This window comes from Veillonella sp. T11011-6, assembly GCF_002959755.1.
In the GTDB taxonomy this organism is placed as follows: Bacteria; Bacillota; Negativicutes; order Veillonellales; family Veillonellaceae; genus Veillonella.
This window is the reverse complement of the sequence record NZ_PPCW01000005.1, coordinates 220,225-243,788: the sequence shown is the minus strand read 5'-3', so window position 1 is coordinate 243,788 and position 23,564 is coordinate 220,225. Positions and strand designations below refer to the sequence as shown.

Genomic DNA, 23,564 nt, shown 5'->3' with positions numbered 1-23,564 from the left:
ATTTCCTCATTCCACCATATCAAGAATCGTATCCACCACAGCTGGTGCAGTTTGTCCAAAGGTAATTGCCTCTAAATACGTTTTACTAGCATTGGCGAGCAAGCTTTCATCTGAAGCATACAGAGTAGCTATACTTTCACCAGCTCGAACAGTATCACCTGTTTTCTTATGCATTACGATACCTGCACTGTAATCAATAGGACCATCCTTAACTGTACGACCTGCGCCAAGCATAACAGATGCAATACCACATTGTTCTGTATTCATATGTGTAATATAACCGTCTAGAGGCGCTGTAACCTCATAAGTAAATTTTCCGATAACTAATAAGCTTTCATCATCAAGAACTCGGCTATCTCCACCTTGGGCATCAATCATCATATGCAATCGTTCAAGAGCAGCTCCCGAATTAAGGGCCTCTTGTACGCGACTAAGAGCTGTTTCATAATCACAAATTTGGCTCAACACAAGCATATGGGCTGCCATGATAAGACATTCATGAGTTAAATCCTCTGGGCCATGACCTTTCAAGGTGTCAATAACCTCACGAATTTCCAAAGCATTACCAATGGCGTGACCTAGTGGTCGGTCCATATCGGTTAAAACAGCCTTAACAGAACGGCCATTTTCCTTACCAATATCTACCATAGCTTTTGCCAATGCGCGAGCATCATCCAGAGTTTTCATAAAGGCGCCACTACCAACCTTTACATCCAGCAAAATGGCTTGTGCACCAGAGGCTAATTTTTTACTCATTACTGAGGATGCAATAAGTGGAATACTATCTACAGTACCTGTTACATCACGCAACGCATAGAGTTTTTTATCCGCCGGAGCTAAACCATCAGACTGTCCGATAACGGCAAGTCCTATTGTATTAACTTGATTAATAAATGTCTCTTGGTCCAATGACACCTTTAGATTTGGTATGGATTCCATCTTATCGATAGTGCCACCTGTATGACCAAGGCCACGGCCAGACATTTTCGCCACCTTGCCTCCGCAAGCCGCCACAAGGGGTGCAATGATAAGCGTAGTCTTGTCGCCTACACCACCGGTACTATGCTTATCTACAGTAATGCCATTAATACTAGATAAATCTACCATATGACCTGATTGAGCCATAGCTAAGGTCAAGGTCCCAAGCTCTCGAGCGCTCATGCCATTAAACACAATGGTCATCAATAAGGCACTCACTTGATAATCTGGAATGTCCCCATTCACATAGCCATCGATAACAAAACGGATTTCTTCATCTGTTAACGGTAAATTTGCTCGTTTTTTCAGGATAATATCATATATACGCATAGTTACACCGCCATTCTAAGAAACCACCTAAGCACGGCCTAGGTGGTTTTCTATTATACTTCTTCGTCTAAGTGATCTTTTAGTAGTTCTACAGCTGCACTGGCACCAATACGGCTACAACCTTCTGCAATATAAGCTTTCATATCAGAGATAGAACGAATACCACCGGCAGCCTTAATTTTTACATTAGGGCCGATGTGTTTTTTAAAGAGTTGAATATCTTCAATACTAGCTCCACTACTACCAAAACCTGTAGATGTCTTGATGTAGTCCGCGCCACCATCTGTAATGCATTTGCAAAGCGCTACCTTTTCAGAATCAGTAAGGTAGCAAGTTTCAATAATAACCTTTAAGATTTTATCTCCACAGGCTGCTTTAAGTGCTTTAATTTCATCAGTAACCGCATCAAAGTTCCCTTGTTTTACATTGCCAAGGTTTATGACCATATCAATTTCAGAAGCACCTTCTGCAAGGGCTTGCTTTGTTTCAGCTACCTTCACCTCTGTCGTTTCATAACCTAAAGGGAATCCAATAACAGTGCATACATTAAGCTCTGGATACGATTCATGAGCAGAAGCCACAAAATCTGGCGGAATACAAACAGAGGCTGTATTATAAGCTACCCCGGCTTCACAAATCTCTTTAATGTCTTCCCATGTAGCTGTTGGACGCAATAATGTGTGATCCACATAAGATAATAATTCTTTACCTAACATAGTGTCTCTCCTTACTAAAAGAATGACATTTGCTCTGGCTCAGGTTCTTTATGCAAAGCCTCTTGAGCAGCGCGATTTTTGTCATCAATAAATGGTTCTAGTGGTACACCTGTAGCCTTCAATAAATCTGGCAAGCTATTAACGCCCTTAACTTTAGCTGCCTCTAATACAACCTTAGCACATGTTTCCGCATCATCTAATGCGTAGTGATGTTTAAACTCGACTCCGATGTATGCAGCCATTGTATTTAGCTTATGGTTTACTAAATCTGGCCATACTGCACGTGAAAGTTTCACCGTACATGCATAATCAAGATCGGGCCAAGGGATTTTATAATAATCTAGTGTAGCACGCAATACATTCATATCGAATTTTGCATTGTGAGCTACCATGATATTGCCTTTTAAGTGATTTTCGTAGATAGCATTCCACAATTGATCAAATGTTTTCTCGTGGATAACATCCTTTGGTTGAATGCCATGAATTTCAATACATTCATCATCGAAGCTCATGAATGGTGGCTTAATAAGGCTGTATGCCTTTTTGGTAATCTGTCCGTCCTTTACGGTAATAACCGCTAAGGAGCACGCACTATTTTTAAATTTATTAGCTGTTTCAAAGTCTAATGCAACAAAATCTAACATAGGACTCCTTTCAAATCTATATATTTTAAACTCTATATATAAGAATTATATTCATTTTCTCCATTTATTATAGCATGAAACAGTCTATAATCTACTATTCAAGGGTGACTAATAGTCACCTCTTTCACATCAAATTTAATTGACAGATGGGCCCTCTGTATGTGAAAATTATTTAGATATATATGTAGTATGGAGGTTGCAAGATGGCAGATGACAGATTAATCGTTGCCCTTGATGTATCCACAATGGATGACATGAAAGAAATCGTAACATCCCTTGGTGATGCGGTTAGCTTTTACAAGGTCGGTATGGAGCTATTCTACGCCGAAGGAGAGCAAACAGTTCGCTTTTTACAAGAGCAAAACAAACAAGTATTTCTTGATTTGAAATTGCATGATATTCCAAACACAGTAGCGCATGGCGTATCTTCCCTAACACGTTTGGGTGCTAACTTGATCACTATGCATGGTCAAGGTGGTCCTGTTATGATGAAAGCAGCTGTAAAAGCCGCGCATGAAACAGCTGAACAATTAGGGGTTGAAAGAGCCAAATTATTAGCAATCACTGTGTTAACTAGCTTTGATGATGAAGCTTGGACTGCAACTGGTGGGCAACTACCTATTTCTGACCAAGTTATTCGCCTTGCTAAACTTGCCAAAGATTGCGGCATGGATGGTGTTGTATGCTCCGCATTGGAGGCTAAAATGATTCGCCAAGCCTGTGGTGAGGACTTCCTCATCGTAACACCTGGTATTCGCCCATCCTTTGCAACAACTGACGACCAAAAGCGCGTTGCTACACCTGCTAGCGCATTGCAAGATGGTGCATCTCGCCTCGTTATTGGCCGCCCTATTACACAGGCTGAAAATCCTCGTGAAGCAGTTCGTTTAATTATTGAAGAAATGGAGAATGTATCCAAATGATGACAGAACAAGAAGTAAAACAATTACTCATCGACACTCAAGCTATTTTAGAAGGTCACTTCCTTTTGACATCTGGTCTCCACAGCCCAATGTACGTTGAAAAATTCAATGTATTGCAACATCCAAAATACACAGAAGCACTTTGTAAAGAATTAGCTGAACGCTTCCGCGATCAAAATGTAGAACTCGTTATTGGACCTATGACTGGCGGTATCTTACTAGCCCATGAAGTAGGTAAAGCTCTTGGCACACGCGCTATCTTCACAGAACGTGAAAAAGGTGTTATGACATTGCGCCGCGGCTTCAAAATCGAGCCAGGCACACGCGTACTTATCGTTGAAGATATCGTAACTACTGGTGGCTCTGTACAAGAAGTAGTAAATGTTGTAAACCAATCTGGTGGTGAAATCGTAGGTGTAGGTTTGCTCGTTAACCGCTCTGGTGGTAAAGCAGAATTCGGCGTGCCTCACGAAAAAGTACAAGCATTGCTTAACCTCGAAGTTCCTACATACAAACCTGAAGAATGCCCTCTTTGCAAAGACGGCGTAGCTATGACAGAACGTGGTTCTAAACACATCAAATAAAATTATAAACAGATACAAAAAGAGCTCCTTCACTGAGGAGCTCTTTTTGTTTGTGTGTAGTTATTGTGTGTAAGAGAGAGATTCTGATACGAATGTATCACGTAGAGTGTATGGCTCTACAGTGGCCATGAATGCACTTTCATGACCACGTCTCTATTTAGTGTTCAGAGAGAGAATCCTATAAGAGTATTATTGGTGTTGTGTAGTTTGTGATGCGCCTTGCTCCATTGGTGGTTGTGGAGCATTGCCATTAGGCTGTTGAGGTGGTTGGCCTTGTGGTGGCATTTGATGATTATGACCTTGTGGTCTCATTTGATGATTTTGGCCATCTGGTCTCATTTGGTGATTTTGACCTTCTGGTCTCATTTGGTGATTTTGACCTTCTGGTCTCATTTGGTCACCATCAACATGTGGAGGCATATTATCATCTTGATGATTCATTGGCATATGCCCCATTCGATGTTGACCATGCATTTGATTATTTTGACATTCTGATGGCATATCACCTTTTTTATCTTGGAAATTGTTTGCATCATCATGATTTCGTTCTACTAACAAGTTCATCTTGATTGGCTCATTATTATTTTGTACGTCATTAGTAGCAGCAAATGTTACACCGCCAATCCCAAATGCTGCGGTTAATACTGTAGCAATTAAAAGTTTTTTCATATTTTTACCTCTATCTAATATTTAAATACGATGAAATCAACGATATCCTCAGATATATCTAACTCTATATCTGTTAATACCTTTAAAATATATGGCTAAATCTATATTAATAGTTTTATATATTTTATTGAGCTTGTGTCTCACCATTAGGTGCTTGTTCTGAAGCATTACCATTAGGTTGCGAACCTTGAGGTGGTTGGCCTTGAGGTGGTTGGCCTTGTGGAGACATTTGACCATTTGAGTGCATATGTCCACCATTGTTTGGCCCCATACCGCCTTGAGGCATCATTTGATTTTGACCATTTTGATTCATATGCTCACCATTGTTTGGTCCCATACCATCTTGAGGCATCATTTGATTATTTCCATCCATCATATGTTTATCCATATGCATATTAGGACCATCATGTCTATGTGGTTTTCTAAACTGTTGTTCATTCATTTTCATCCATTCGCCAAAATTTGGTAGATCATTTACAGCAAATGATGTACCTGCCCCAACAGCACAGATTACTGTTAGAATGGCAGCAATTATAATTCGTCTCATAGGTCCTCCTTAATCTACATTGCTGAAATAACGTTCGCGTACACCGCGAAGTTCAACACCAACAAAGATACATGTAAGGCCCCCAAAGAGACCTACACCACCAAGTGCAACTAAAGTTACTAATGATAATACAGGAAATGCTGTAATATTTTCAAATGGTTGCCATGAGCTACCTAGTAAATAAAGGATAGCCGGTGTAATAATAAATATTAAAACACCTACAATATATGATAACGCACTACCAATAGATAGTAATGTTTTGGATGCTTTTTTAGCCATACCAGGTAACTGCGGTAATAAACGCTCTTTGTAATCTTCAAATCTTGCATAGATAGCTTCCATATTAACAGATTTACTTTTACTACCATCTTGAGTCAAAGTCTCTGTAATGATACCTGCATCTACATAAGATGCATAGATTTCTTCTGGAGTCCCTAATGCTTTAATAATTTCACTATCTGAAAGACCTCTTTCATACCCTACTGCAAAGTGTTCTTCATAAACCTCTATAATACTTTCAACATCAGCAACATGTGCCTTTTTGAAGATATTACGTAGTGCTTCTAAAAAGCTATTCTTATTCATTATAGTCGACTCCTTTCAACAGGATATTTACAACGCCAGAAAACTCATTCCATTCTCGACGCATCTGATTGTATGCTGCACGCCCATCATCTGTAATATGATAGTATTTTCGAGATGGTCCAGAAGAGGACTCCTTCAAATACGTTTCAACATACTTTTCTTTTTTTAATCTATTAAATAATGGATATATAGTTCCTTCTGAAATTTCAATATATTCTGAAATAGTACTAACAATTTCATATCCATAGCGATCGCTTTGTGTTAATAATGCTAGTACAAGCATGTCCATAACACCTTTTTTTAATTGGACTTGCATAGTTCCTCCCTTTTGACGCCATCAGGCTTGTTCTCGTGAACACCCAATTCTAGTCAATCAAAATCATTTACGGTCACTATCATGTACTGACATATACATAATAACACAAGGTACCTTGAATTGCAAGGTACCTTGCCAAAAAAATATTTACTTTTTTATATGTGTAATTTATTGACCACTTTGGTCAGCACTTGATTGAATATTAGGTGCTTGAATTGCTCCATTAGCAGGTTGTTGAGCTGGTTGAGCTGGTTGAGCTACTTGTTCTGATGCTGGTACAGAACCTGTTGCAGGCATTTGACCTTGTGGTTGAGTTGGTGTATTAGGCATATTATTCATTTCGTGATCATAGTCTCTATGGTCTTTATGATCTTTTTGATCTTTATGGTCCTTATGATCTTTTTGATCTTTATGGTCCTTATGGTCCTTTTGATCCTTATGATCTTTATTATCCTTAGAATCTTTTACCTTCTTATGATCTTTATCGTTATTAAACTGTTTATCCTTTTGTTGATCTAGGCCATCATGTTTTGATGTATGCTTAAATTGCTGCGCATTATCTTGTTTCCATGCAGTATAGCTTGGTAAATCATTCATAACAAAAGAAGTTGCGCCACCTACTGTGCAAATAGCTGCTAAAATTGCTGTAATTATAATCCGTTTCATAGTATCTCCTTAATTCATTCTATTCAATATTTCAATATAGCAAATTAATGCTTACATACATTATTAAGTTCACTGCCAGCATAGATGCATGTCAAGCCACCAAATAAACCTAATCCCGCAATTCCTGCCATAGTAACAATCGATACAGCAGGAAGTGGTGTAACATTTGCTAATGGTTGCCATGAACCACTTAATAAAAATAAAATTGCAGGTGTCACGATAAATAATAATACCCCAACAATATAAGTAAGAGCACTAGCTACTGTTAATAATGTATGAGATGCTTTTTTAGCTACCCCTGGTAACTGTGGTAACAAAAGGGCTTTATACTCTTCAAGTCGTTTATATATTGCTTGCATATTAACTGTTCTTTTAGTACCTTCTTGTCCGATTTCATCAGTGATGATACCTGCCTCTACATAGGATGTATAAATTTCTTTTGGAGTACCTAATGATTTAATGATTTGTTCATCATCAAGACCTTTCTCATACCCTACAGCAAAATGTTCTTCGTATACATCAATGATACTTTCTACATCTAAAACATTTGCTTTTTTAAAAATAATACGTAATGTGTTCAAAAATTCTTGTTTATTCATTTTAGTCTACCCCTTTCAAGAGCATATCAACAACGCCAGAAAATCCATCCCATTCTTGTCGCATCTGATTATAAGCGGCTGTACCATTTGAGGTTATTTTGTAATATTTTCGCGATGGTCCTGTTTGTGATTCCAGCAAATATGTTTCTACATACTTTTCTTTTTTTAATCTGTTAAACAGTGGATAAATAGTACCTTCCGAAAGTTCTATATATTCGGAGATTTTACTGACTATTTCATATCCATAGCGATCATTTTGTGTTAGTAATGCTAATACAAGCATATCCATAACACCTTTCTTTAATTGAACTTGCATAGTTCCTCCATCTAAGATGTGCATATCTACCAATATGAAAGCTCTCTTACTGTCACTATCTTGTACTGACAAATACATAATAACATAAGGTACCTTGGTTTGCAAGGTACCTTGTAAAAAAATATTTACTTTTTCTATTTTTTTTAGATAGAAAATCACCTAAAAGGCAGATAAACACTATGTTTATTTAACAAAAAAAATTTTTGAAATTTATATGGTAATGATCTAAAATGAAGAAAATCAAAAAAAAATCCTCATCAAAGATGAGGATTTTCTATTTATTTTGAAGATGCTTGTCCTAATTTAATCTGTGCGCTCTTCATTTTACCATTATGGGTATAAGATACTAAAATTGTATCTCCAGGGCTCTTAGCATCGATTTGTTCTTTTAATTGAAGTAATGTAGTAATATCCTTACCATCAATTTGAGCGATTGTATCACCTTCTACTAACCCTGCTTTAGACGCAGGACCATTAGGATCTAATTGTACGATAAGAAGGCCATCCCCTTCATAACTTACATTATTGCGTGCTGCCGTTTGACGATCTACAGCCCATACACCGATATATGGGCGAACAACCTTACCATTTTTAATAATAGAGTCTACAACTGTCATAGCTGAATTGATTGGAATGGCAAAACCCATACCTTCAACGCCTTCTTTAGAAATCTTAGAGCTATTGATACCGATTAACTCACCATCTGCATTAATGAGAGCACCACCAGAATTACCAGGATTAATAGCTGCATCAGTTTGAATCAATGGGAATCGTTGACCTTGATCATCAATAGTACGCGCCAAAGCACTAATTACACCAGATGTAACAGAACCTTTAAATTCTAGACCTAAAGGATTGCCAATTGCGATAGCAGGTTCCCCTACTTGTAAAGAGTCAGAGTCACCAATTTTAATTGGTTTAATATCCTTTGGAGGATCGATTTTAACAACAGCCAAATCTGTTTGGGCATCTGTACCGATAACTGTACCTGTTACGGTGGAACCATTAGACAAAGATACTGTCACCTCTCCATTTTTAGCACCCGATACAACATGGTTATTAGTTATAATATGTCCATCATTATCAATAAGTACACCAGATCCTACTCCTTCTCCAGCATAGATAGTACGATTAAAAATATCCTTTTGGAAAACTTGCGTAGTAATACCTACTACAGCTGGGCCAGATTCTTTAGCAGCTTGAACCACGTACGTATTACGTGTATCTGTAATTGGCTTTGTCTGTTTCGTTTGTTCTCTCACAGTAGCTTGATGTGTAACAGGATTACCAAAGAAATAGTATCCTCCACCTATGCCAATTCCAAGTGCGAGCACACAGGCAATAATTGATTTCTTATGTTTTGAAAAATTCATTAATCTCTCCTTATATTATTTCTTATTAATCTCTTCGAGCAATATTCATCATTATCTCGAATACTAATCGGAATAAAATAAACATGTTAACAACAATGTAATATCATGTTATATCTACTTTCATCACAATCAATTTTATAAAATCAATTGTGATAAAACTATTATAGTACTCATTCTTTTACAATGCAAGATAACAATATATTAAAACAATAAAAATATAATGACTAAATAATAAATACAAAACTATAGAAAAACATAAAGGGCATTCACTAGCCGTCGCTAGGAATGCCCTTTATGCATATAGTTTGAGAGTGTAAGGACTGTTGAGAGAGAGTATATGTGATCTAGATAAGTTTGAGAGAGAACTTATTAAGAGAGAGAAGTTTAGTTATTTCTTATCTAGAATCAAATGTCAGCCTTACCTAGATAAGTATACACGGAATATCTAAACTATCAAAGGAAGTATATAAACATTTTTTAAACCTTTGATTATATCTATATAATAACTCTCTACAAACACATATTTTATCAACAGCCAACAGATACGTGAATTAAAAATGAAACCATTTTTCAGTCATTAAACAAATTTATAACCAACGCCCCATACCGTAATAATATGCTTACTATCGGATGGATTATCTTCAATTTCTTCACGCAAACGATTGATGTGTACCGCTACAGTAGCATAGTCACCATAGGAGTCAAGCCCCCATACGCGAGAATATAATTCTTCTTTACTAAATACGATATCACGGTTGCGCATCAAGAATTCTAATAACTGGAATTCTTTCTTTTTAAGGTGAACTTCTTTTTCGTTTACCCATACCTTCATCATCTTAGGATCAAGGCGAATTTCACCGGATTGAATCGCATTAGTTTCCATTGCATCACGCTCTGTTAAGCGTTTATATTGTGCTAACATAGCTTTGATTTTTGCAATCAATACAGATGGAGAGAATGGTTTTTCAATATAGTCATCAGCACCTACGCCGAGGCCACGGATTTTATCGATATCATCGAGACGAGCCGTTACCATAACGATTGGCACACGAACCTTGTCACGAATTTGGCGGCAAACTTCAAAGCCATCCATTTCTGGCAACATAACATCAAGAATGATAAGGTCTACAGGAGTATTTAAGGCAGCCTCAATACCCTCAGTACCATTAGTCATAATAGTTACATCATAACCTGCCACCATCAAATAATCACGCTCAATATTGGCGATATCCAAATCGTCTTCAATAATTAAGATATGTTCACTCATGATTCTTCTCCTTGTTTAGGAAATTCTAATATAATACGTAGACCATGTGGTCTTACATTTTCAATCACAACTCGGCCTTCAAAGATTTCCATAATTCGACGAATAATCGACAATCCAAGACCACTACCTTCTTGTGGATTCGTACGAGATGAATCTACACGGTAGAATGGACGCATTAGACGTTCTAGAGATTCTGGTGGTACCCCTGGGCCATCATCACTGATAACACAGTATACAAAATCATCATCACTAGTTACATCAATAACACAATGACCAACATCGGCCATTTTATACTTAGCACTATTGTTCAACACATTTTGTAAAACCCGCTGTAACAATTGTGGGTTTGCATTAATGAAAGCATTTTCCGCTGCTATACGGAATTTAATTTCTAGACCTCTTGTTTGATAAGGAGCCAAATGATCTTCTACAAAATCACGTACATATTGACCAAGTTCAATTCGTTCAGATGGACGCGACTCTTTTTTATAATTCAAAGTTGTAATGAGGAATAACTCCTCTAACATCGAATCTAAATCATTAGCTCGTTTTAAAATAATTCCCATGTAGCGTTTTTGTTGTTCTTCTGTTGGTGCAATACCATCACGAACACCTTCTGCATACGCTTTAATAGCTGTTAACGGCGTTCGAATATCATGGGATATCCCTGCTAGTAACTCTTTTTGTTGCTCCTGCTCCATTTCAATCTGACGATTAGCCATTTCTAAGGATTTTGTCATATTCTTAACATGAATCATGATAAAGCGTGTAACAAATCGGTTAATAGCAAAGAATGTAACAATAAAGAGTAATATAGCCACTACAATAATATAGAAGGAAACTGATTCCATTAAGCTATCACTACCATGAGTAGCGCGCTTTATAGCAATATGATATACGTAAGCATGACGCCCATCGTATTTCCGCATTTCATATACGAACGTATTATTGGACTGATATACAATACCTTGTAATTCAGGGTTTACATCAATAAGACCAACAATAGCAGAAGCGCTATAGATTTGAGGATTACCATAGCTGTACACCATATTACCTTGATCTAGTACCTCTACATATACTTCCTTCGGATCGAGTAGACTATAGCTAGGCTTTACTAAGGTATCTATTAAGTTGTTTTCTAAACCATAAAAGGTAATTGTTTCAGTGATTCGACTGACACTTTTAAACTGTTGTTCCTGCTCAATACGCAAATAGTAACCGGCATTAGCCAATATGCGCAGACCTGTAAAGTATAGCAAAAATAAGATAATTGCTATCAAAATAGGCACTACAAAGAGCACAACATTGGATATCCAAATCCGTATTTGTAAATTCACAGGGTTACCTCAATATCATAAATAGTAGATACTTCTTATAGTTTACGCTATTTTTAATACTTAAAGCAAGTAAAAAGAGTAAAAAAATGATTTAACCTTCATATTTTCTTCATTGTCAGTTTATAATTACTAGATATTACATAAGGTCTATATGCCTTTTATTACCTACTATTTTTCAGTTTTTAATATAACTTACACGCATCCGGGTAATCTATAGATATATACTACAAGTAATTTTTAGTACATCAAAGCTAGTGACAAATATCTATCAATACAATAGCCTCTATATTTTTTATAAAAACTCTAAATATAAATACTAAGTCTATAAAAATAATTTTTTACATCATAATATGATCATCATAATAAATGCACTATTCACATACATAATCTAATTGCCTTATTTTGGCATAAAAAAAGAGGATTCCTAAGGAATCCTCTTTTACTTTTTAGATTAACGACGGTTAGCTTCAAAGAAGTTAATAGCAACTTCTGGGAACATAGCGTATGTTAATACGTCTTCTTCAGTGATGCCAGTGTAACCTTTGGAGTTCAAGTCTTCAGTGTAACCTGCCAATTCAGGTTCGATAAGATCTGCTGGACGGCAAGTAATAGGTTCTTCATCACCGATGATAGTATGACGAATTTCGTCAGAAATTTTACCAGGCAACGCACCATATTTACCGCGTACAAGGTCTTTAACTTCGTTAGGAACCATTTTGTAACGGTCGCCCATCATAACGTTCATCATAGCCATTGTACCAACGATTTGGGATGTTGGAGTTACCAATGGAGGATAACCCAAGTCTTCACGAACGCGTGGCATTTCATCCATAACGTCGAAGAAGCGATCGCCCATACCCATTTCGTTCAATTGGTTTTGAGTATTGGACAACATACCGCCAGGAATTTGGTAACGACGAACAGCTGGGATTACATCGCTAGCTGGTTTCAAGTTGAATTCTTCAGCGATTTGTTGTTTTACTTTACGGAAGTGGTCAACTAATGGAATGTATTTATCAAGGTCAAGACCAAGATCCCATTCAGTACCTTTGAACATTTCAATCATAGTTTCAGTAGCTGGTTGGCTAGTTGCATGAGCGAATGGAGAGATAGCAGTATCGATGATATCTACGCCAGCTTTAGCAGCTTCCCAGTATGTAGTGCTTGCAAGACCGCAAGTGAAATGGCTGTGCAAGTCGATTGGCAAATCGCCAAAACGTTTTTTGAATGTGGAAACTAAATCATATGCATCAGCAGGTCCTAACAAACCGGACATATCTTTAATGCAAAGGGAATCAGTACCCATTTCAACCAAAGTTTCAGCAACTTTCAAGAAGCTTTCAGTTGTATGAACTGGAGAAATAGTATATACCATAGCGGATTGAACGTGTGCGCCTGCTTTTTTGGAGTACTTAATAGCAGCTTCCATGTTACGAGGGTCGTTCAATGCGTCAAAAATACGGATACGGTCGATACCATTTTTTACAGCAGCTTTACAGAATGCTTCTACTACATCATCAGAGTAATGTTTGTAGCCCAACAAGTTTTGACCACGAAGTAACATTTGTAGTGGTGTATTTTTTACATTAGCTTTTAATTTGCGAAGGCGTTCCCATGGATCTTCATTCAAGAAACGAAGACAGCTATCATAAGTAGCGCCGCCCCAACATTCAAGAGCTTCATAACCAATTTCATCTAAAAGGCCAAGCACTGGTTCCATTTGTTCATAACGCATGCGTGTTGCCAAAATAGATTGATGACCGTCACGAAGAACGGTTTCGCAGATTCTTAATTTTTTAGCCATGTTAATCCTCCAAATCGAAATAGTTTTGTGCATGTAATTTTATACATCCACCACACAACTATCTCATACCTATTTTTTTACGATTTTTATAGCACTTGCTCACACAAGCAAATACTCTACAAATCGTTAAGACATACTTATATTAGACTACTTATAGAATTCTTTGTCAACAACCACATTATGCAATTTTCTCATAATTTCATGTATTCTTTTATGATTTTTTCGTGATGAAACTCACAATAAAGTGCTAAAAAGCTAGAGTTTAACGTGTATTTTTAATCAAACGCTCTTCTTATTAATTGCTCTTTTTAATGAGAAATAGAAATTTATATCGTAATAATTTTTAGTTATTATTTATCAGCCTTCAAAGTATATCGGTATTTATAAATCTAGTAATTCGATAATCATCGGTACACTTATAACCTCATCAATTTTATTGATAAGATCCCCGAATTCTTATGTTTTATAAATATACAAAAGAACCTACCTTTTATAGGTAGGTTCTTTGACTAAATGTTCTTTATCATATTATTTTTCAGGTTTTACCTTTTTAGGCGCCGTTTCAAGAACGATATTCTTACCATCTCGTTTTACTTGAATAGAGAAAGCACCTTCACCTTCTTTAAAGTATTCCATCTTAATGTCGAGCAACATTTTACCAATTAATGTTTCTACCTTATCTGTAAGGAATTCACGATAAAATGCATCTTCCTTTTGTTTTGGACTTTGATGTACTACCGGTTTCTTTGCAGAACGTTCCATATCCAGCATAGTATCTTCAAAATTTTCAGTATCTTTAAAGTTTTTCATCATATCCGCATCGGATAAACCTTTTTGAATTTTAAACTTTGCCATGTTTATCTCCTATCAATTCGAAAATCGCCTTTTTCACGCGTACTGAGTCAATACCAGACATACAATATTGATCAGGCTTAGGACAACGTCGTTTACGACAACCTAAGCAATCTAACTCATCATTAACAAGAACCTTAAAGTTTCCCGTTAATGGACCCCACAGTTTAGGATCCGTAGGGCCAAATAATGCTACTACTGGTTTATTTAAAGCCAATGCAATATGTAATGATCCTGTATCAGCAGTCACTACTACATCGCAACTTTCAATTAAAGCCCCTACCTCTTGAAGTGTGGTTTTCCCCAGCATATTTAGCATAATTTTATCAAGGCCATCAGCTGTTAAGGAATCCATCAATGGTTTGTATTGAGTAGCCTCCTTTGGACCACCTAGACAAACAAAATTAGCTCTATACTGAAGGGATTTAATAAGAGAATACCATTTCTCTTGAGGCCACTCTTTCGTCGCCCAGGACGTGCCTAACACAAGACCTACGCGTAGTGGCTTTTCTACTTTGCTACGCTCCAAAGATGTGTCATAACTAATTGATTTCCACTGTTCTTCTGCCCAAACATGCAAATCAGATGGCACAAAAAAGTCCATGTGGTATAGCTTTTTACCAGTTACCCCATTTGCTATACAAGGTTTTACATTATCCTCAGAAACAGCACTGGATACATTTAGGTCACTATGCTCTGTAACGGCAGTATTCAGTAATTCTGCTACCTCTATATATCGCTTGATAACATGATCCGTACTTGGCTTTGCTTTGTAGTTGGTAAACAGCCAGTTTAATTCTTTTGTACCACCAAGGCCAAGGCGAATAGGTGCACCTGATGCTAATAAAACGAGCCCTGTTATGAGTCGCCCTTGTACATCGACAGCCACATCAAATTTATATGGTTTCAACTTATCTCTAAGCTCCCACCACATGCGCCACATCGTTGGAATATGTAGTTTTTTAGAATGTGCTTCGTATTCATCCCGTTCCCATGGAATGATTTCATCTACATAGGGATTGTTCTTTAAAAGTTCTACCATACTAGGTGTTACAATCCAATGGAGCTTTGCCTCTGAATAGTGTTCTTTAATCCAGCGTGCTGCAGGTGTAGCATGTAGTATATCGCCTATGTAGCTGAGTCGTACAAATAATATATTCATATATATCCTTTTAGTACAAACTAGTATAGGAATAAAGCCTTTATAATGAATCATTATAAAGGCTTTTTCTTAAGATTTCTTTTTGCTATCACTAGAAGATTTAGAAGATGTATCATCTTCTGTTACCTTCGTAGTTTCGTCACTACCATCCTTAATGATAGTTTTTACATCAGACAATGTTAATTCATTGAATGTTGTTGGATGATTGTATTTATAAACTGGTTTGAAGCCTACACCGAGTTTACCAGTGTAAACAGTTAAGGCATTGTTATCCTCATCAACACGAGCAATATAGATAGTTTTATCCATATCAACACCGATTAAGCGGAATCGTCCTGGTGGGTTGATAACACGCCAACCACCTTCAATACCATTAAACATGAAGATATCCCCAGTCTTGGCATTATCGTAGAAGAATCTATCTTCATCATAGAATACGCCAATATGACCAATATCTGTAGCTTGCATATAAACGCGACGCGTATCATAGTTAGCATCAGTACGATAAATGCGATATGCGTGTTCTTGAACCTTTACCTTCATATAAACAACGTTTGTCGCTTCAGAATACGCAGCATCTACGATTTTACTGTTACGAGGCAAATCTTCAAGTTTTGTATCTACTTCATGTTCAGGATCGTCCGCATTTAGACGGGCCATAACAACCTCTCTAGAGTCATATAGACCCATGATAGCATAGTTACGGTCAGGCATCCAGCTGAAGTAACTAATAGAACGGCCCTTCAAATCAATCGTTGTAGGCTTGCTTTCATTAGCCTTATAAATTTTTAAAGAGCTTTCAGTAACAACCGCCATGAACTGACGGTCATAAGATACATATTTAGTTCCTTCCTTTACATCAGGAAAGTTCTTAGTATCATCCTTTGAAGCACCAGCCACATTAAAATCTGTAGTCGGTGCAAACATATATTGATCAAGGTATAGGTACACCCCACCTTGCAGAAGAATACCTACCGCAAAGGCGCTCAGTACACGCGTAAAAGGTTTCATATGTCCTCCTATTTCACGATAAACGCCGTTGGGATCATGCGTTCCCCTAATAAATCGGCTGGTTTGTTCACTACTTTACCGTTGAGGTACAATGTAGAACTAGAACCACCATCTAAATTTGCTGCAATGTAGCAACCTTTTTCATATAAAATATCTTGTACGTCACGCAATGTAGCGCCAAGAGAATAACCTGGTTGACGACCATCGATTACGAGGAATAGTACTGTACCATCTTTCTTTTGACCGATTGCAGTACGTGGGCCTACGCCCCAGCCACCATCACCTTCTGTAATCATCTTCTTACCATCGACGATAAGAGGCGGTCCAAAGGTAATACCTTCCATGGCTTTCATATCTCCAAGTTGTGTTTTGTCATAGTTACCTGCAATAAGGTTACCAGATTTAGAGAAGCCTACAAAATCAACGGCTTCATCAGGTCCTACATCTTTACCGATAATATATTCACCATCATGCAAGATGAAGCCATAAGGCAAACGGCCTGTGCCAGTACCATTTGGATCGTGGAAACCACCGCCATTGATAGCTGCTACCGCATTATTCATCTTCGCAATATTACTTGTAGTATCGCCTTTCTCTTGAATATTCGCAGCTGTGCCAACTTGAATGCGACGTGGATCTGGAATTTCAAGAATATAACCTACATAACGAGCAGACTGAATTTTTTCAAGGTTTAAACTCTTATCTTCACGAGCATTAAACTTGAACAAATCTTGGCTTTTAACAACGCCCACTGTGCCCAAAATAGATTGCAATTCATCTTCACTGAATAGCCATGTAATGTAATGAGGATGGCGAGATTGCAATATAGCACCAATAACGGCGCGCTTTACATTATTAAATGGTCCAAAGAGCACCACGAATGGTGAGGTTACAACGGTAAATAGGAACACCATGATGATGAACTTTACCCAATTCTTTTTGAACAATGTATTTCTCCTTATAAATCAGTGAAATGTTCGGTGCTAATGCGTTCTTCAAAATGTTTGATATCAACAGCATTACCAACCCAAACACGCAAAATGTTATATGGATTATCACCTGTATGAGCCCAGCCAGATTTCATAGCCATACTCATTTTGATGCCCGCTTTTTTAGTGGCAGCATCGGTGAATTCATTTTTATCTCCATAAGGATAGCAGAACCAAGGATTATCCTTGATACCCACTTCTTTTGCAAGGGCTTCTTGAGCCTTTGTAATATTTTCTATTTGTTTAGCTTCAGACAATTGGCCCATTTCGATATGTTGGAATCCATGATTGGAAATGGTAATACCATTTTTATGCATTTCACGAATTTGATCCCAAGTTAACCGTGTACCTACATCGCCAGGATTGATAAACACAGTAGCTGCAAAACCATATTCCTTCATAATTGGATATACGATAGAATACGTATCCGCATAACCGTCATCAAAGGTTAATACAACAGGTTTTTCAGGCACTGCTGCACCATTTACGACATAATCATATAGTTGATCCATCGTTAATGGATTATAACCATTATCTTTGAGGAACTTCATTTGTTCTCTGAATAGATCCTCACGAATAACTGCATCGTTATCCTTATCATCGCCAATTTTATGATACATAAGAACAGGGATGCCCGTTGGATGTACCATTTTGACTTCTTTTACAGGCGCCGTCGGACTAGGTGGTTCGGTTTTTTGTGAAAGCAATCCACATCCTGCTAAAGCCACAGCCAATGCGACAACTAATAGTGTTACCAATGGAATCCGTTTCATAGGTCCCTCCTCTATTAGAACACAATTATATACAGAATATTATAACATTTCTATGAAGATTAGTAAAAAAACTAACGCTTTACTAGTACCTCATCAATTGATTTTCTAGGTCTAGGATACATAGGCTCATCTGGAACACCTATGGCAATGATAGCCTGTACATCTAGTGTTATCTAAATCCATTCTATCCATTTCTACTGAAAAAGAGTATTTCAACTGTAACCATTGTCATATTGTAATACTCTCAATAATGCTTTAATATTCTAATTATATACTATATAACGTAAACTATACTATTTTAATACACAGAGGATTTACCATGAAAAAACGACTTACCCTCATACAAATGGATGTCCACGTAAACGACGTAGAATATAACTACAATCGAGTTCAAGAATTATTGAATCAGGCCCTATCTGAAAGTCCAGATATTATCGTATTACCTGAAACCTGGAACACTGGTTTTTATCCATCTACAGATTTAATCAATATCGCCGATACAAATGGGGACCGCACAAAAGCCTTATTAAGTGCATTCACTAAAGAACATAATGTAAATATTGTGGGCGGTTCTGTAGCAGTTGCAAAAGACAATCTCGTATTTAATACATCCTATGTTTACAACCGAAGCGGTGAACTTGTAGGAGAATATTCTAAAATGCACGGCTTTAGCCCTGCCAAAGAAGACAAATACTTTGCAAGCGGTACCCATACTACACATTTCGAGCTGGACGGAATACCTTGCAGTACGGTCATCTGTTATGACATCCGTTTCCCTGAGCTAGTAAGAATGGCTGCATTACCAGGCACAGAATTATTGTTTGTGCCTGCTCAATGGCCTACTATGCGTCTACGTCACTGGCACGTACTCAATGAAGTGCGAGCTATTGAAAACCAACTCTTTGTCTGTGCCGTAAACGGCTGTGGCACAGTGGGCCGCGTTCAAAGTACAGGGCACTCCGCGGTATATGATCCATGGGGTACAAACCTACTCGAAATGGACACTAACGAAGGTATTGCTTCCGTAGACATCGACCTCGCTGTAGTCGAAGATATCCGTAACAAAATTAATATCTTTAGAGATCGCAAACCTGAACTCTATAACCTATAACAAAAAGGCACATTGTTTTGAATTACCTCCTTAAATCAGGAAGGTCATTCATTTAACAATGTGCCTTTTATTTTTATTGAGCTGTATGTAAGAAATAGATGACTCATCCTTTAAAACTCAATAAGCTTCCACATATCCTCTGGAACTTGTTCTAGAGGTTTGTTCTTTGCCATAGCATCTTTTAGAATATCAATCGTATCTTGTACCTCTTGTTTATCCTTTGTATTTGGATCGTGTAGAACGACACGGTTCAAGGAGTCTTGCCCAAATTGTTTTAAGTATTCTTTTTCTACTTGATTCAGTTCACGACGTAAGTATTTCATAGTATATCCTCTATTTGTAAATATCTTTTCGATGTCCAACTTCTAACGCTAAAATAATACATCTATCATCATTAATATCAGCAATGACTCTATAATTACCAATGCGATAACGCCACAGCCCCGTCTTATTACCTGTCAGTGATTTTCCTGAATATCTAGGATTTTCTACATTATCTACGTTCTTGATAAGCCAATTAAAGAGATAACGTTGCGTTGATTTATCGAGTTTAGAAAATTGCTTGTCAAACCGTTTAGAAAACTCAAGTTTATAAGCCATATTTTGCACGCATTTCCGCCACAGAATAGGTAACAGGATCTTGCTTATATTCTGCTAATGCTTTTTGACCTACCTTAAGATCAAATTCATCTTCAATCTTTTCTAGTAAAGCCTTCTTAAAGAGAGTAGAAAGTGTTTCATCCATAAACTCAGCATATGTTTTAAATAACTCTTCTTCTTGTTCATTTAAACGGACTGAAATATTTGCCATATAAAGCACCTCCCTATGTAATACATTGTATTACATAGGGAGGTTTTAGTCTATTCCTTAAACTTGCAAATAGTACTATTTTAATAAAATTTTATATTTGCAGAAATTAGGCATACAAAAAAGGCACACCACCCTTCTCTCGTCTCTCAGCGGCATGCCTTTTTATGTATATAGTTACTCTCGAACTATATCGTATGTCAGTCTGGCTAACTCTCTCTAAGTCCCTTTAACGACACGCCAGTATGTCACCTTTAATATACAATTATAAAATAACTTTGTCAATATTTTAGAAAAATTTTATCTTTTTTCATTTTACTAATAAATACTTGCAAAAGATTTATATAAATTGTATTATTAATAAATTTCATGACATAAACGCTTATTTTCATACCATAAATCATTTACATAAATCATCTAGAAGTGGTAGTATTATCAGTGCACTGGAATTCGGTTATTAAGAAAGAAAGGTAATAATAATGTTTTCATTTCTACAACCAAAAGAGGCAAAATCATCTGTACCACAAAATATGATTATGAATCTATACTATAAATACAGATTCCAATCTTTAATTGGTATTTTCATTGGTTACGCTGCATACTATATTGTTCGTAACAACTTTGCCTTATCAACTCATTTTTTATCAGATATCTTACACATGAGCAAAACGGAAATCGGTTTGCTATCTAGTGGTATGCTTATCGCCTACGGTCTAAGTAAAGGCTTCATGAGTAGTCTTGCTGACAAAGCAAGCCCTGCAAAATTTATGGCTTTCGGTCTTATTTGCTGTGCAATTATCAATATCTTCATGAGCTTTGCCGACAGCCTCGCCTTCTTCTTAGTATTAGTAGTTCTTAACGGTTTCTTCCAAGGCTTTGGTGTAGGTCCATCCTTCATCACACTTGCTAAATGGTATCCAAAGCAAGAACGTGGTCGCTTTGGTGCAATTTGGAATATCTCCCATAACCTTGGTGGTGGTATCGTAGCACCAATCGTAGCTGCAGCCTTATACTTCACCACTACAGATCACTGGCAATTAGGTAGCTATGGTATTCCTGCAATTATCGCGATTATCGTAGCCGTTATTATTTGCTTCTTGATCAAAGAAAGTCCTGAACGAGAAGGGTTACCACCAACTAGCGAAATCATTGCCGATACATCTCATAAAACACATAGAAGTTCTGAGGCACCACATCTAAGTACACGACAAATTTTTGTAAAATACGTATTAAAAAACAAAAATGCTTGGTATGTGTCTCTAGTTGATACATTCGTTTATATGATTCGTTTTGGTATGCTTACATGGTTGCCTATCTACTTATTACAAGTAAAAGGCTTCTCTAAAGCTGAAATGTCCATCGCTTTCTTATTCTTTGAATGGGCGGCAATTCCTTCTACAATTTTTGCAGGTTACATTTCCGATAAATTCTTCAAAGGTTATCGCATGCCTCCAGCAATCATTGCAGTAAGTATTATCTTCTTCTGTATCTTTGGTTATTGGCAAAGTGAATCCCTCTTATGGGTTACGTTCTTTGCTGCTGTTGTAGGTTGCCTAATTTACATCCCTCAATTCTTAGCCTCTGTACAAACTATGGATATCGTACCTCCATTCGCTGTAGGCTCTGCTGTTGGTCTTCGTGGCTTTATGAGTTACATCGTAGGTGCCAACCTTGGTACAACACTATTTGGTGTTTTAGCGGATAAATTCGGTTGGAATGCAGGTTTCTATCTCCTAATGGTAGCATGTATTCTTTGCGTTACATTCTGTGTACTTGCCCACTTTGGTGCAAAAGAATTAGATGCTAAAGAAGCAGAACTTGAACAACTTCAAACAGCTGAAGCTAACAGCTAACAACTAAATTCTAGAGCAAACAAAAAGGTAGTAACAAGAAATTGTTACTACCTTTTATTATTTAATAAGTTCGCCAAAAACCAAATTATGGGTCCTATAAACCTCATCTTCTTAATAGTGTCCATTTTATCTAGAATAGGCTTAGGTATCTCTGCATCGCTTTCAAGAGACACATATTCCTTATCAACATAAATGCCTTTTGAATACTCAGTCGTATGGACCCCTTTTTCAACAATAAATGTATGAGTGCCATTAGCATCTTCATACTCTTCATAACGAGCTACATCCGCAATATCTATATCTATATCCCCTCTTGTACCTATAACCATCTGATAACCACGATGTACTACGTTCATGTCAGATGGCATCACTTTACCACACAACATTGTAAACTGATATGCGCCACGTTTTTTATCCCATCGGATCCAAAATTCTGCGTTACTCTTATGTTTGACTAGCTTATACTTATACCCAATCGCTCCATGAGTATCAATGTAGCGTATCTTGCCTAGGATCGTATATAAATCATTCCGGATTCTCAGCGTCTCGCCATAGTTAAATTTCATAAAATTTTCTCATATTAAAACTTGCACATTAATATATATTGTTTATTACTATAATTACACACTTAATATAACATTATATCAATGTAACTTAATGTAACTTCTACTGATTACCAATAATATAATAATTATAATTTGACTTTTATAATTTTCAGTTCAACTATAAATTTATATCCTTAACCTTTTTATATTATTTTAGTATATAAATATTCGATTAACGAGTTTAACCTTACACACCTCACATATAACACTTTAATGATTAATTTATTATTAGTATAATAAATTAAGGAGGTATAATATGAAACGTGATTTTGATTTAATAAGGAATATATTATTACAAATAGAAGCATCTACCTCTACAAATTTGACTATTGGTAATTTTATTGAATTAGCTCCAGAAAACATTCTAGCATATCATATTCATTTGATTTATGAGGCTGGTTTTATTGAAGCTTATGATATTACCTGTATCGGTAATAACTATCCAATGTATCAAATTCAATGGTTAACAAACGCTGGACACGATTATCTAGACGCTGTTCGTAATGATAACATATGGAAAGATACAAAAGATAATTTACTCAAAATAGGAGGCTCTGCATCTTTAGAGGTTATAAAAACGATTGCTTCAAATATCGCATTAAAAATTATAGGCCTTTAACATATTTTCTTACTATTTTATTTAGCATTTATTTAGCACTTTTAAACTTACTACTCGACAATCTCCACAAAGATTCAACTATCAAGCTTAATTTACTATTAATTTTATTTAGCGCTTATTTAGCACT

28 protein-coding genes are annotated in these 23,564 nt (G+C 36.8%); 5 read left to right on the top strand and 23 right to left on the bottom strand.

Translation table 11 applies throughout. From position 1 onward, the window contains the following. Nucleotides 1-6 precede the first annotated feature (6 nt). From VRHSUH10_RS08555 to VRHSUH10_RS08545, 3 genes are read right to left on the bottom strand one after another with little or no spacing between them, the layout of a single operon-like run. Entirely contained in the window at nt 7-1,308 is a 1,302-nt protein-coding gene (locus tag VRHSUH10_RS08555) for a pyrimidine-nucleoside phosphorylase (RefSeq protein ID WP_105090217.1), read from the bottom strand. A gap of 53 nt (nt 1,309-1,361) precedes the next feature. Beyond that, nucleotides 1,362-2,024 carry a deoxyribose-phosphate aldolase gene (deoC, locus tag VRHSUH10_RS08550; protein ID WP_105090216.1) on the bottom strand — a complete coding sequence of 221 codons (663 nt, stop codon included), beginning with the start codon at nt 2,022-2,024 and terminating at the stop codon, nt 1,362-1,364. Nucleotides 2,025-2,038: 14 nt separating this feature from the next. Further along, nucleotides 2,039-2,668: a 3'-5' exonuclease gene (locus tag VRHSUH10_RS08545; protein WP_105085313.1), complete on the bottom strand. Its 630-nt coding sequence runs from the start codon at nt 2,666-2,668 to the stop codon at nt 2,039-2,041. A gap of 203 nt (nt 2,669-2,871) precedes the next feature. On the opposite strand from VRHSUH10_RS08545, the gene pyrF reads away from it, so the two are divergent. Next, a complete protein-coding gene (gene pyrF, locus VRHSUH10_RS08540; protein ID WP_105090215.1) occupies nt 2,872-3,591 on the top strand; it encodes an orotidine-5'-phosphate decarboxylase in 720 nt (239 codons plus the stop codon). Beyond that, nucleotides 3,588-4,175, top strand: a complete 588-nt coding sequence (gene pyrE / locus VRHSUH10_RS08535; RefSeq protein WP_105090214.1) for an orotate phosphoribosyltransferase — start codon at nt 3,588-3,590, stop codon at nt 4,173-4,175. The genes pyrF and pyrE overlap by 4 nt, the downstream gene beginning before the upstream one ends. Before the next feature lie 189 nt (nt 4,176-4,364). Here the strand turns inward: pyrE and VRHSUH10_RS09490 are convergent, their stop codons facing one another. The 16 genes from VRHSUH10_RS09490 to VRHSUH10_RS08455 all read right to left on the bottom strand — a co-directional run bounded on the left by VRHSUH10_RS09490 (nt 4,365) and on the right by VRHSUH10_RS08455 (nt 18,441). Next, nucleotides 4,365-4,844 (bottom strand): transcriptional regulator, encoded by a 480-nt coding sequence (locus VRHSUH10_RS09490; protein WP_146104563.1) that lies wholly within the window; start codon nt 4,842-4,844, stop codon nt 4,365-4,367. Between the two features lie 124 nt (nt 4,845-4,968). After that, nucleotides 4,969-5,391, bottom strand: a complete 423-nt coding sequence (locus VRHSUH10_RS08525; protein WP_105090213.1) for a transcriptional regulator — start codon at nt 5,389-5,391, stop codon at nt 4,969-4,971. Nucleotides 5,392-5,400: 9 nt separating this feature from the next. Then, nucleotides 5,401-5,976 carry a DUF1700 domain-containing protein gene (locus tag VRHSUH10_RS08520; protein WP_105085309.1) on the bottom strand — a complete coding sequence of 192 codons (576 nt, stop codon included), beginning with the start codon at nt 5,974-5,976 and terminating at the stop codon, nt 5,401-5,403. Further along, nucleotides 5,969-6,292 (bottom strand): PadR family transcriptional regulator, encoded by a 324-nt coding sequence (locus VRHSUH10_RS08515; protein ID WP_105085308.1) that lies wholly within the window; start codon nt 6,290-6,292, stop codon nt 5,969-5,971. Before VRHSUH10_RS08515 ends, VRHSUH10_RS08520 begins: the two co-directional genes overlap by 8 nt. A 168-nt stretch (nt 6,293-6,460) precedes the next feature. Then, nucleotides 6,461-6,958, bottom strand: coding sequence for a hypothetical protein (locus tag VRHSUH10_RS08510; RefSeq protein WP_105090212.1), 498 nt, complete (start codon nt 6,956-6,958; stop codon nt 6,461-6,463). A gap of 44 nt (nt 6,959-7,002) precedes the next feature. Continuing rightward, nucleotides 7,003-7,557, bottom strand: coding sequence for a DUF1700 domain-containing protein (locus tag VRHSUH10_RS08505; RefSeq protein ID WP_105090211.1), 555 nt, complete (start codon nt 7,555-7,557; stop codon nt 7,003-7,005). Nucleotide 7,558: 1 nt separating this feature from the next. Beyond that, on the bottom strand, nt 7,559-7,873 hold the full coding sequence (locus VRHSUH10_RS08500; RefSeq protein ID WP_105083502.1) for a PadR family transcriptional regulator: 315 nt from the start codon (nt 7,871-7,873) through the stop codon (nt 7,559-7,561). Between the two features lie 278 nt (nt 7,874-8,151). Further along, complete coding sequence (locus VRHSUH10_RS08495; RefSeq protein ID WP_105085304.1) at nt 8,152-9,246, bottom strand: S1C family serine protease; 1,095 nt, start codon at nt 9,244-9,246, stop codon at nt 8,152-8,154. A gap of 577 nt (nt 9,247-9,823) precedes the next feature. Then, complete coding sequence (locus VRHSUH10_RS08490; RefSeq protein WP_005387927.1) at nt 9,824-10,513, bottom strand: response regulator transcription factor; 690 nt, start codon at nt 10,511-10,513, stop codon at nt 9,824-9,826. Next, on the bottom strand, nt 10,510-11,850 hold the full coding sequence (locus tag VRHSUH10_RS08485; protein ID WP_105085303.1) for a sensor histidine kinase KdpD: 1,341 nt from the start codon (nt 11,848-11,850) through the stop codon (nt 10,510-10,512). The genes VRHSUH10_RS08490 and VRHSUH10_RS08485 overlap by 4 nt, the downstream gene beginning before the upstream one ends. A 451-nt stretch (nt 11,851-12,301) precedes the next feature. Further along, on the bottom strand, nt 12,302-13,654 hold the full coding sequence (locus VRHSUH10_RS08480) for a pyruvate carboxylase subunit B (protein ID WP_105090210.1): 1,353 nt from the start codon (nt 13,652-13,654) through the stop codon (nt 12,302-12,304). Nucleotides 13,655-14,182: 528 nt separating this feature from the next. Beyond that, on the bottom strand, nt 14,183-14,509 hold the full coding sequence (locus VRHSUH10_RS08475) for a hypothetical protein (protein WP_105085301.1): 327 nt from the start codon (nt 14,507-14,509) through the stop codon (nt 14,183-14,185). Further along, entirely contained in the window at nt 14,496-15,668 is a 1,173-nt protein-coding gene (locus VRHSUH10_RS08470) for a glycosyltransferase family 9 protein (protein ID WP_105090209.1), read from the bottom strand. Before VRHSUH10_RS08470 ends, VRHSUH10_RS08475 begins: the two co-directional genes overlap by 14 nt. A gap of 69 nt (nt 15,669-15,737) precedes the next feature. Next, the gene (locus tag VRHSUH10_RS08465; protein WP_005387918.1) at nt 15,738-16,679 is read right to left on the bottom strand and encodes a hypothetical protein; all 942 of its coding nucleotides are present in this window, start codon (nt 16,677-16,679) and stop codon (nt 15,738-15,740) included. An 8-nt stretch (nt 16,680-16,687) separates the two neighbouring features. Continuing rightward, a complete protein-coding gene (locus VRHSUH10_RS08460) occupies nt 16,688-17,626 on the bottom strand; it encodes a phosphodiester glycosidase family protein (protein ID WP_105090208.1) in 939 nt (312 codons plus the stop codon). 11 nt (nt 17,627-17,637) lie between these two features. After that, nucleotides 17,638-18,441: a polysaccharide deacetylase family protein gene (locus VRHSUH10_RS08455; protein WP_105090207.1), complete on the bottom strand. Its 804-nt coding sequence runs from the start codon at nt 18,439-18,441 to the stop codon at nt 17,638-17,640. 319 nt (nt 18,442-18,760) lie between these two features. Between VRHSUH10_RS08455 and VRHSUH10_RS08445 the strand changes: the two genes are divergently transcribed. Beyond that, nucleotides 18,761-19,552, top strand: a complete 792-nt coding sequence (locus tag VRHSUH10_RS08445) for a carbon-nitrogen family hydrolase (protein ID WP_105090206.1) — start codon at nt 18,761-18,763, stop codon at nt 19,550-19,552. 110 nt (nt 19,553-19,662) lie between these two features. Here the strand turns inward: VRHSUH10_RS08445 and VRHSUH10_RS08440 are convergent, their stop codons facing one another. Genes VRHSUH10_RS08440 through relB form a run of 3 tightly spaced genes read right to left on the bottom strand, consistent with a single transcriptional unit; the run spans nt 19,663 to nt 20,363 of the window. Further along, the gene (locus VRHSUH10_RS08440; protein ID WP_024066462.1) at nt 19,663-19,875 is read right to left on the bottom strand and encodes a hypothetical protein; all 213 of its coding nucleotides are present in this window, start codon (nt 19,873-19,875) and stop codon (nt 19,663-19,665) included. Between the two features lie 10 nt (nt 19,876-19,885). After that, the gene (locus VRHSUH10_RS08435; RefSeq protein ID WP_005387908.1) at nt 19,886-20,152 is read right to left on the bottom strand and encodes a type II toxin-antitoxin system RelE/ParE family toxin; all 267 of its coding nucleotides are present in this window, start codon (nt 20,150-20,152) and stop codon (nt 19,886-19,888) included. Beyond that, a complete protein-coding gene (relB, locus tag VRHSUH10_RS08430) occupies nt 20,142-20,363 on the bottom strand; it encodes a type II toxin-antitoxin system RelB family antitoxin (RefSeq protein WP_005387906.1) in 222 nt (73 codons plus the stop codon). The genes VRHSUH10_RS08435 and relB overlap by 11 nt, the downstream gene beginning before the upstream one ends. A gap of 476 nt (nt 20,364-20,839) precedes the next feature. Between relB and VRHSUH10_RS08425 the strand changes: the two genes are divergently transcribed. Continuing rightward, nucleotides 20,840-22,213, top strand: coding sequence for an MFS transporter (locus VRHSUH10_RS08425; protein WP_105090205.1), 1,374 nt, complete (start codon nt 20,840-20,842; stop codon nt 22,211-22,213). Nucleotides 22,214-22,260: 47 nt separating this feature from the next. Here the strand turns inward: VRHSUH10_RS08425 and VRHSUH10_RS09560 are convergent, their stop codons facing one another. Next, nucleotides 22,261-22,569, bottom strand: coding sequence for a hypothetical protein (locus VRHSUH10_RS09560; protein WP_233187108.1), 309 nt, complete (start codon nt 22,567-22,569; stop codon nt 22,261-22,263). 505 nt (nt 22,570-23,074) lie between these two features. Here VRHSUH10_RS09560 and VRHSUH10_RS08415 point away from each other — a divergent pair. After that, a complete protein-coding gene (locus tag VRHSUH10_RS08415; RefSeq protein WP_105090203.1) occupies nt 23,075-23,437 on the top strand; it encodes a DUF2513 domain-containing protein in 363 nt (120 codons plus the stop codon). Nucleotides 23,438-23,564 lie beyond the last annotated feature (127 nt).

Bases quoted from the DNA above. Each gene is read 5' to 3' on its own strand.
- VRHSUH10_RS08555 (WP_105090217.1), bottom strand. From the start codon at position 1,308: ATGCGTATATATGATATTATCCTGAAAAAACGAGCAAATTTACCGTTA.
- deoC (WP_105090216.1), bottom strand. From the start codon at position 2,024: ATGTTAGGTAAAGAATTATTATCTTATGTGGATCACACATTATTGCGT.
- VRHSUH10_RS08545 (WP_105085313.1), bottom strand. From the start codon at position 2,668: ATGTTAGATTTTGTTGCATTAGACTTTGAAACAGCTAATAAATTTAAA.
- pyrF (WP_105090215.1), top strand. From the start codon at position 2,872: ATGGCAGATGACAGATTAATCGTTGCCCTTGATGTATCCACAATGGAT.
- pyrE (WP_105090214.1), top strand. From the start codon at position 3,588: ATGATGACAGAACAAGAAGTAAAACAATTACTCATCGACACTCAAGCT.
- VRHSUH10_RS09490 (WP_146104563.1), bottom strand. From the start codon at position 4,844: ATGAAAAAACTTTTAATTGCTACAGTATTAACCGCAGCATTTGGGATT.
- VRHSUH10_RS08525 (WP_105090213.1), bottom strand. From the start codon at position 5,391: ATGAGACGAATTATAATTGCTGCCATTCTAACAGTAATCTGTGCTGTT.
- VRHSUH10_RS08520 (WP_105085309.1), bottom strand. From the start codon at position 5,976: ATGAATAAGAATAGCTTTTTAGAAGCACTACGTAATATCTTCAAAAAG.
- VRHSUH10_RS08515 (WP_105085308.1), bottom strand. From the start codon at position 6,292: ATGCAAGTCCAATTAAAAAAAGGTGTTATGGACATGCTTGTACTAGCA.
- VRHSUH10_RS08510 (WP_105090212.1), bottom strand. From the start codon at position 6,958: ATGAAACGGATTATAATTACAGCAATTTTAGCAGCTATTTGCACAGTA.
- VRHSUH10_RS08505 (WP_105090211.1), bottom strand. From the start codon at position 7,557: ATGAATAAACAAGAATTTTTGAACACATTACGTATTATTTTTAAAAAA.
- VRHSUH10_RS08500 (WP_105083502.1), bottom strand. From the start codon at position 7,873: ATGCAAGTTCAATTAAAGAAAGGTGTTATGGATATGCTTGTATTAGCA.
- VRHSUH10_RS08495 (WP_105085304.1), bottom strand. From the start codon at position 9,246: ATGAATTTTTCAAAACATAAGAAATCAATTATTGCCTGTGTGCTCGCA.
- VRHSUH10_RS08490 (WP_005387927.1), bottom strand. From the start codon at position 10,513: ATGAGTGAACATATCTTAATTATTGAAGACGATTTGGATATCGCCAAT.
- VRHSUH10_RS08480 (WP_105090210.1), bottom strand. From the start codon at position 13,654: ATGGCTAAAAAATTAAGAATCTGCGAAACCGTTCTTCGTGACGGTCAT.
- VRHSUH10_RS08475 (WP_105085301.1), bottom strand. From the start codon at position 14,509: ATGGCAAAGTTTAAAATTCAAAAAGGTTTATCCGATGCGGATATGATG.
- VRHSUH10_RS08470 (WP_105090209.1), bottom strand. From the start codon at position 15,668: ATGAATATATTATTTGTACGACTCAGCTACATAGGCGATATACTACAT.
- VRHSUH10_RS08465 (WP_005387918.1), bottom strand. From the start codon at position 16,679: ATGAAACCTTTTACGCGTGTACTGAGCGCCTTTGCGGTAGGTATTCTT.
- VRHSUH10_RS08455 (WP_105090207.1), bottom strand. From the start codon at position 18,441: ATGAAACGGATTCCATTGGTAACACTATTAGTTGTCGCATTGGCTGTG.
- VRHSUH10_RS08445 (WP_105090206.1), top strand. From the start codon at position 18,761: ATGAAAAAACGACTTACCCTCATACAAATGGATGTCCACGTAAACGAC.
- VRHSUH10_RS08440 (WP_024066462.1), bottom strand. From the start codon at position 19,875: ATGAAATACTTACGTCGTGAACTGAATCAAGTAGAAAAAGAATACTTA.
- VRHSUH10_RS08435 (WP_005387908.1), bottom strand. From the start codon at position 20,152: ATGGCTTATAAACTTGAGTTTTCTAAACGGTTTGACAAGCAATTTTCT.
- relB (WP_005387906.1), bottom strand. From the start codon at position 20,363: ATGGCAAATATTTCAGTCCGTTTAAATGAACAAGAAGAAGAGTTATTT.
- VRHSUH10_RS08425 (WP_105090205.1), top strand. From the start codon at position 20,840: ATGTTTTCATTTCTACAACCAAAAGAGGCAAAATCATCTGTACCACAA.
- VRHSUH10_RS09560 (WP_233187108.1), bottom strand. From the start codon at position 22,569: ATGAACGTAGTACATCGTGGTTATCAGATGGTTATAGGTACAAGAGGG.
- VRHSUH10_RS08415 (WP_105090203.1), top strand. From the start codon at position 23,075: ATGAAACGTGATTTTGATTTAATAAGGAATATATTATTACAAATAGAA.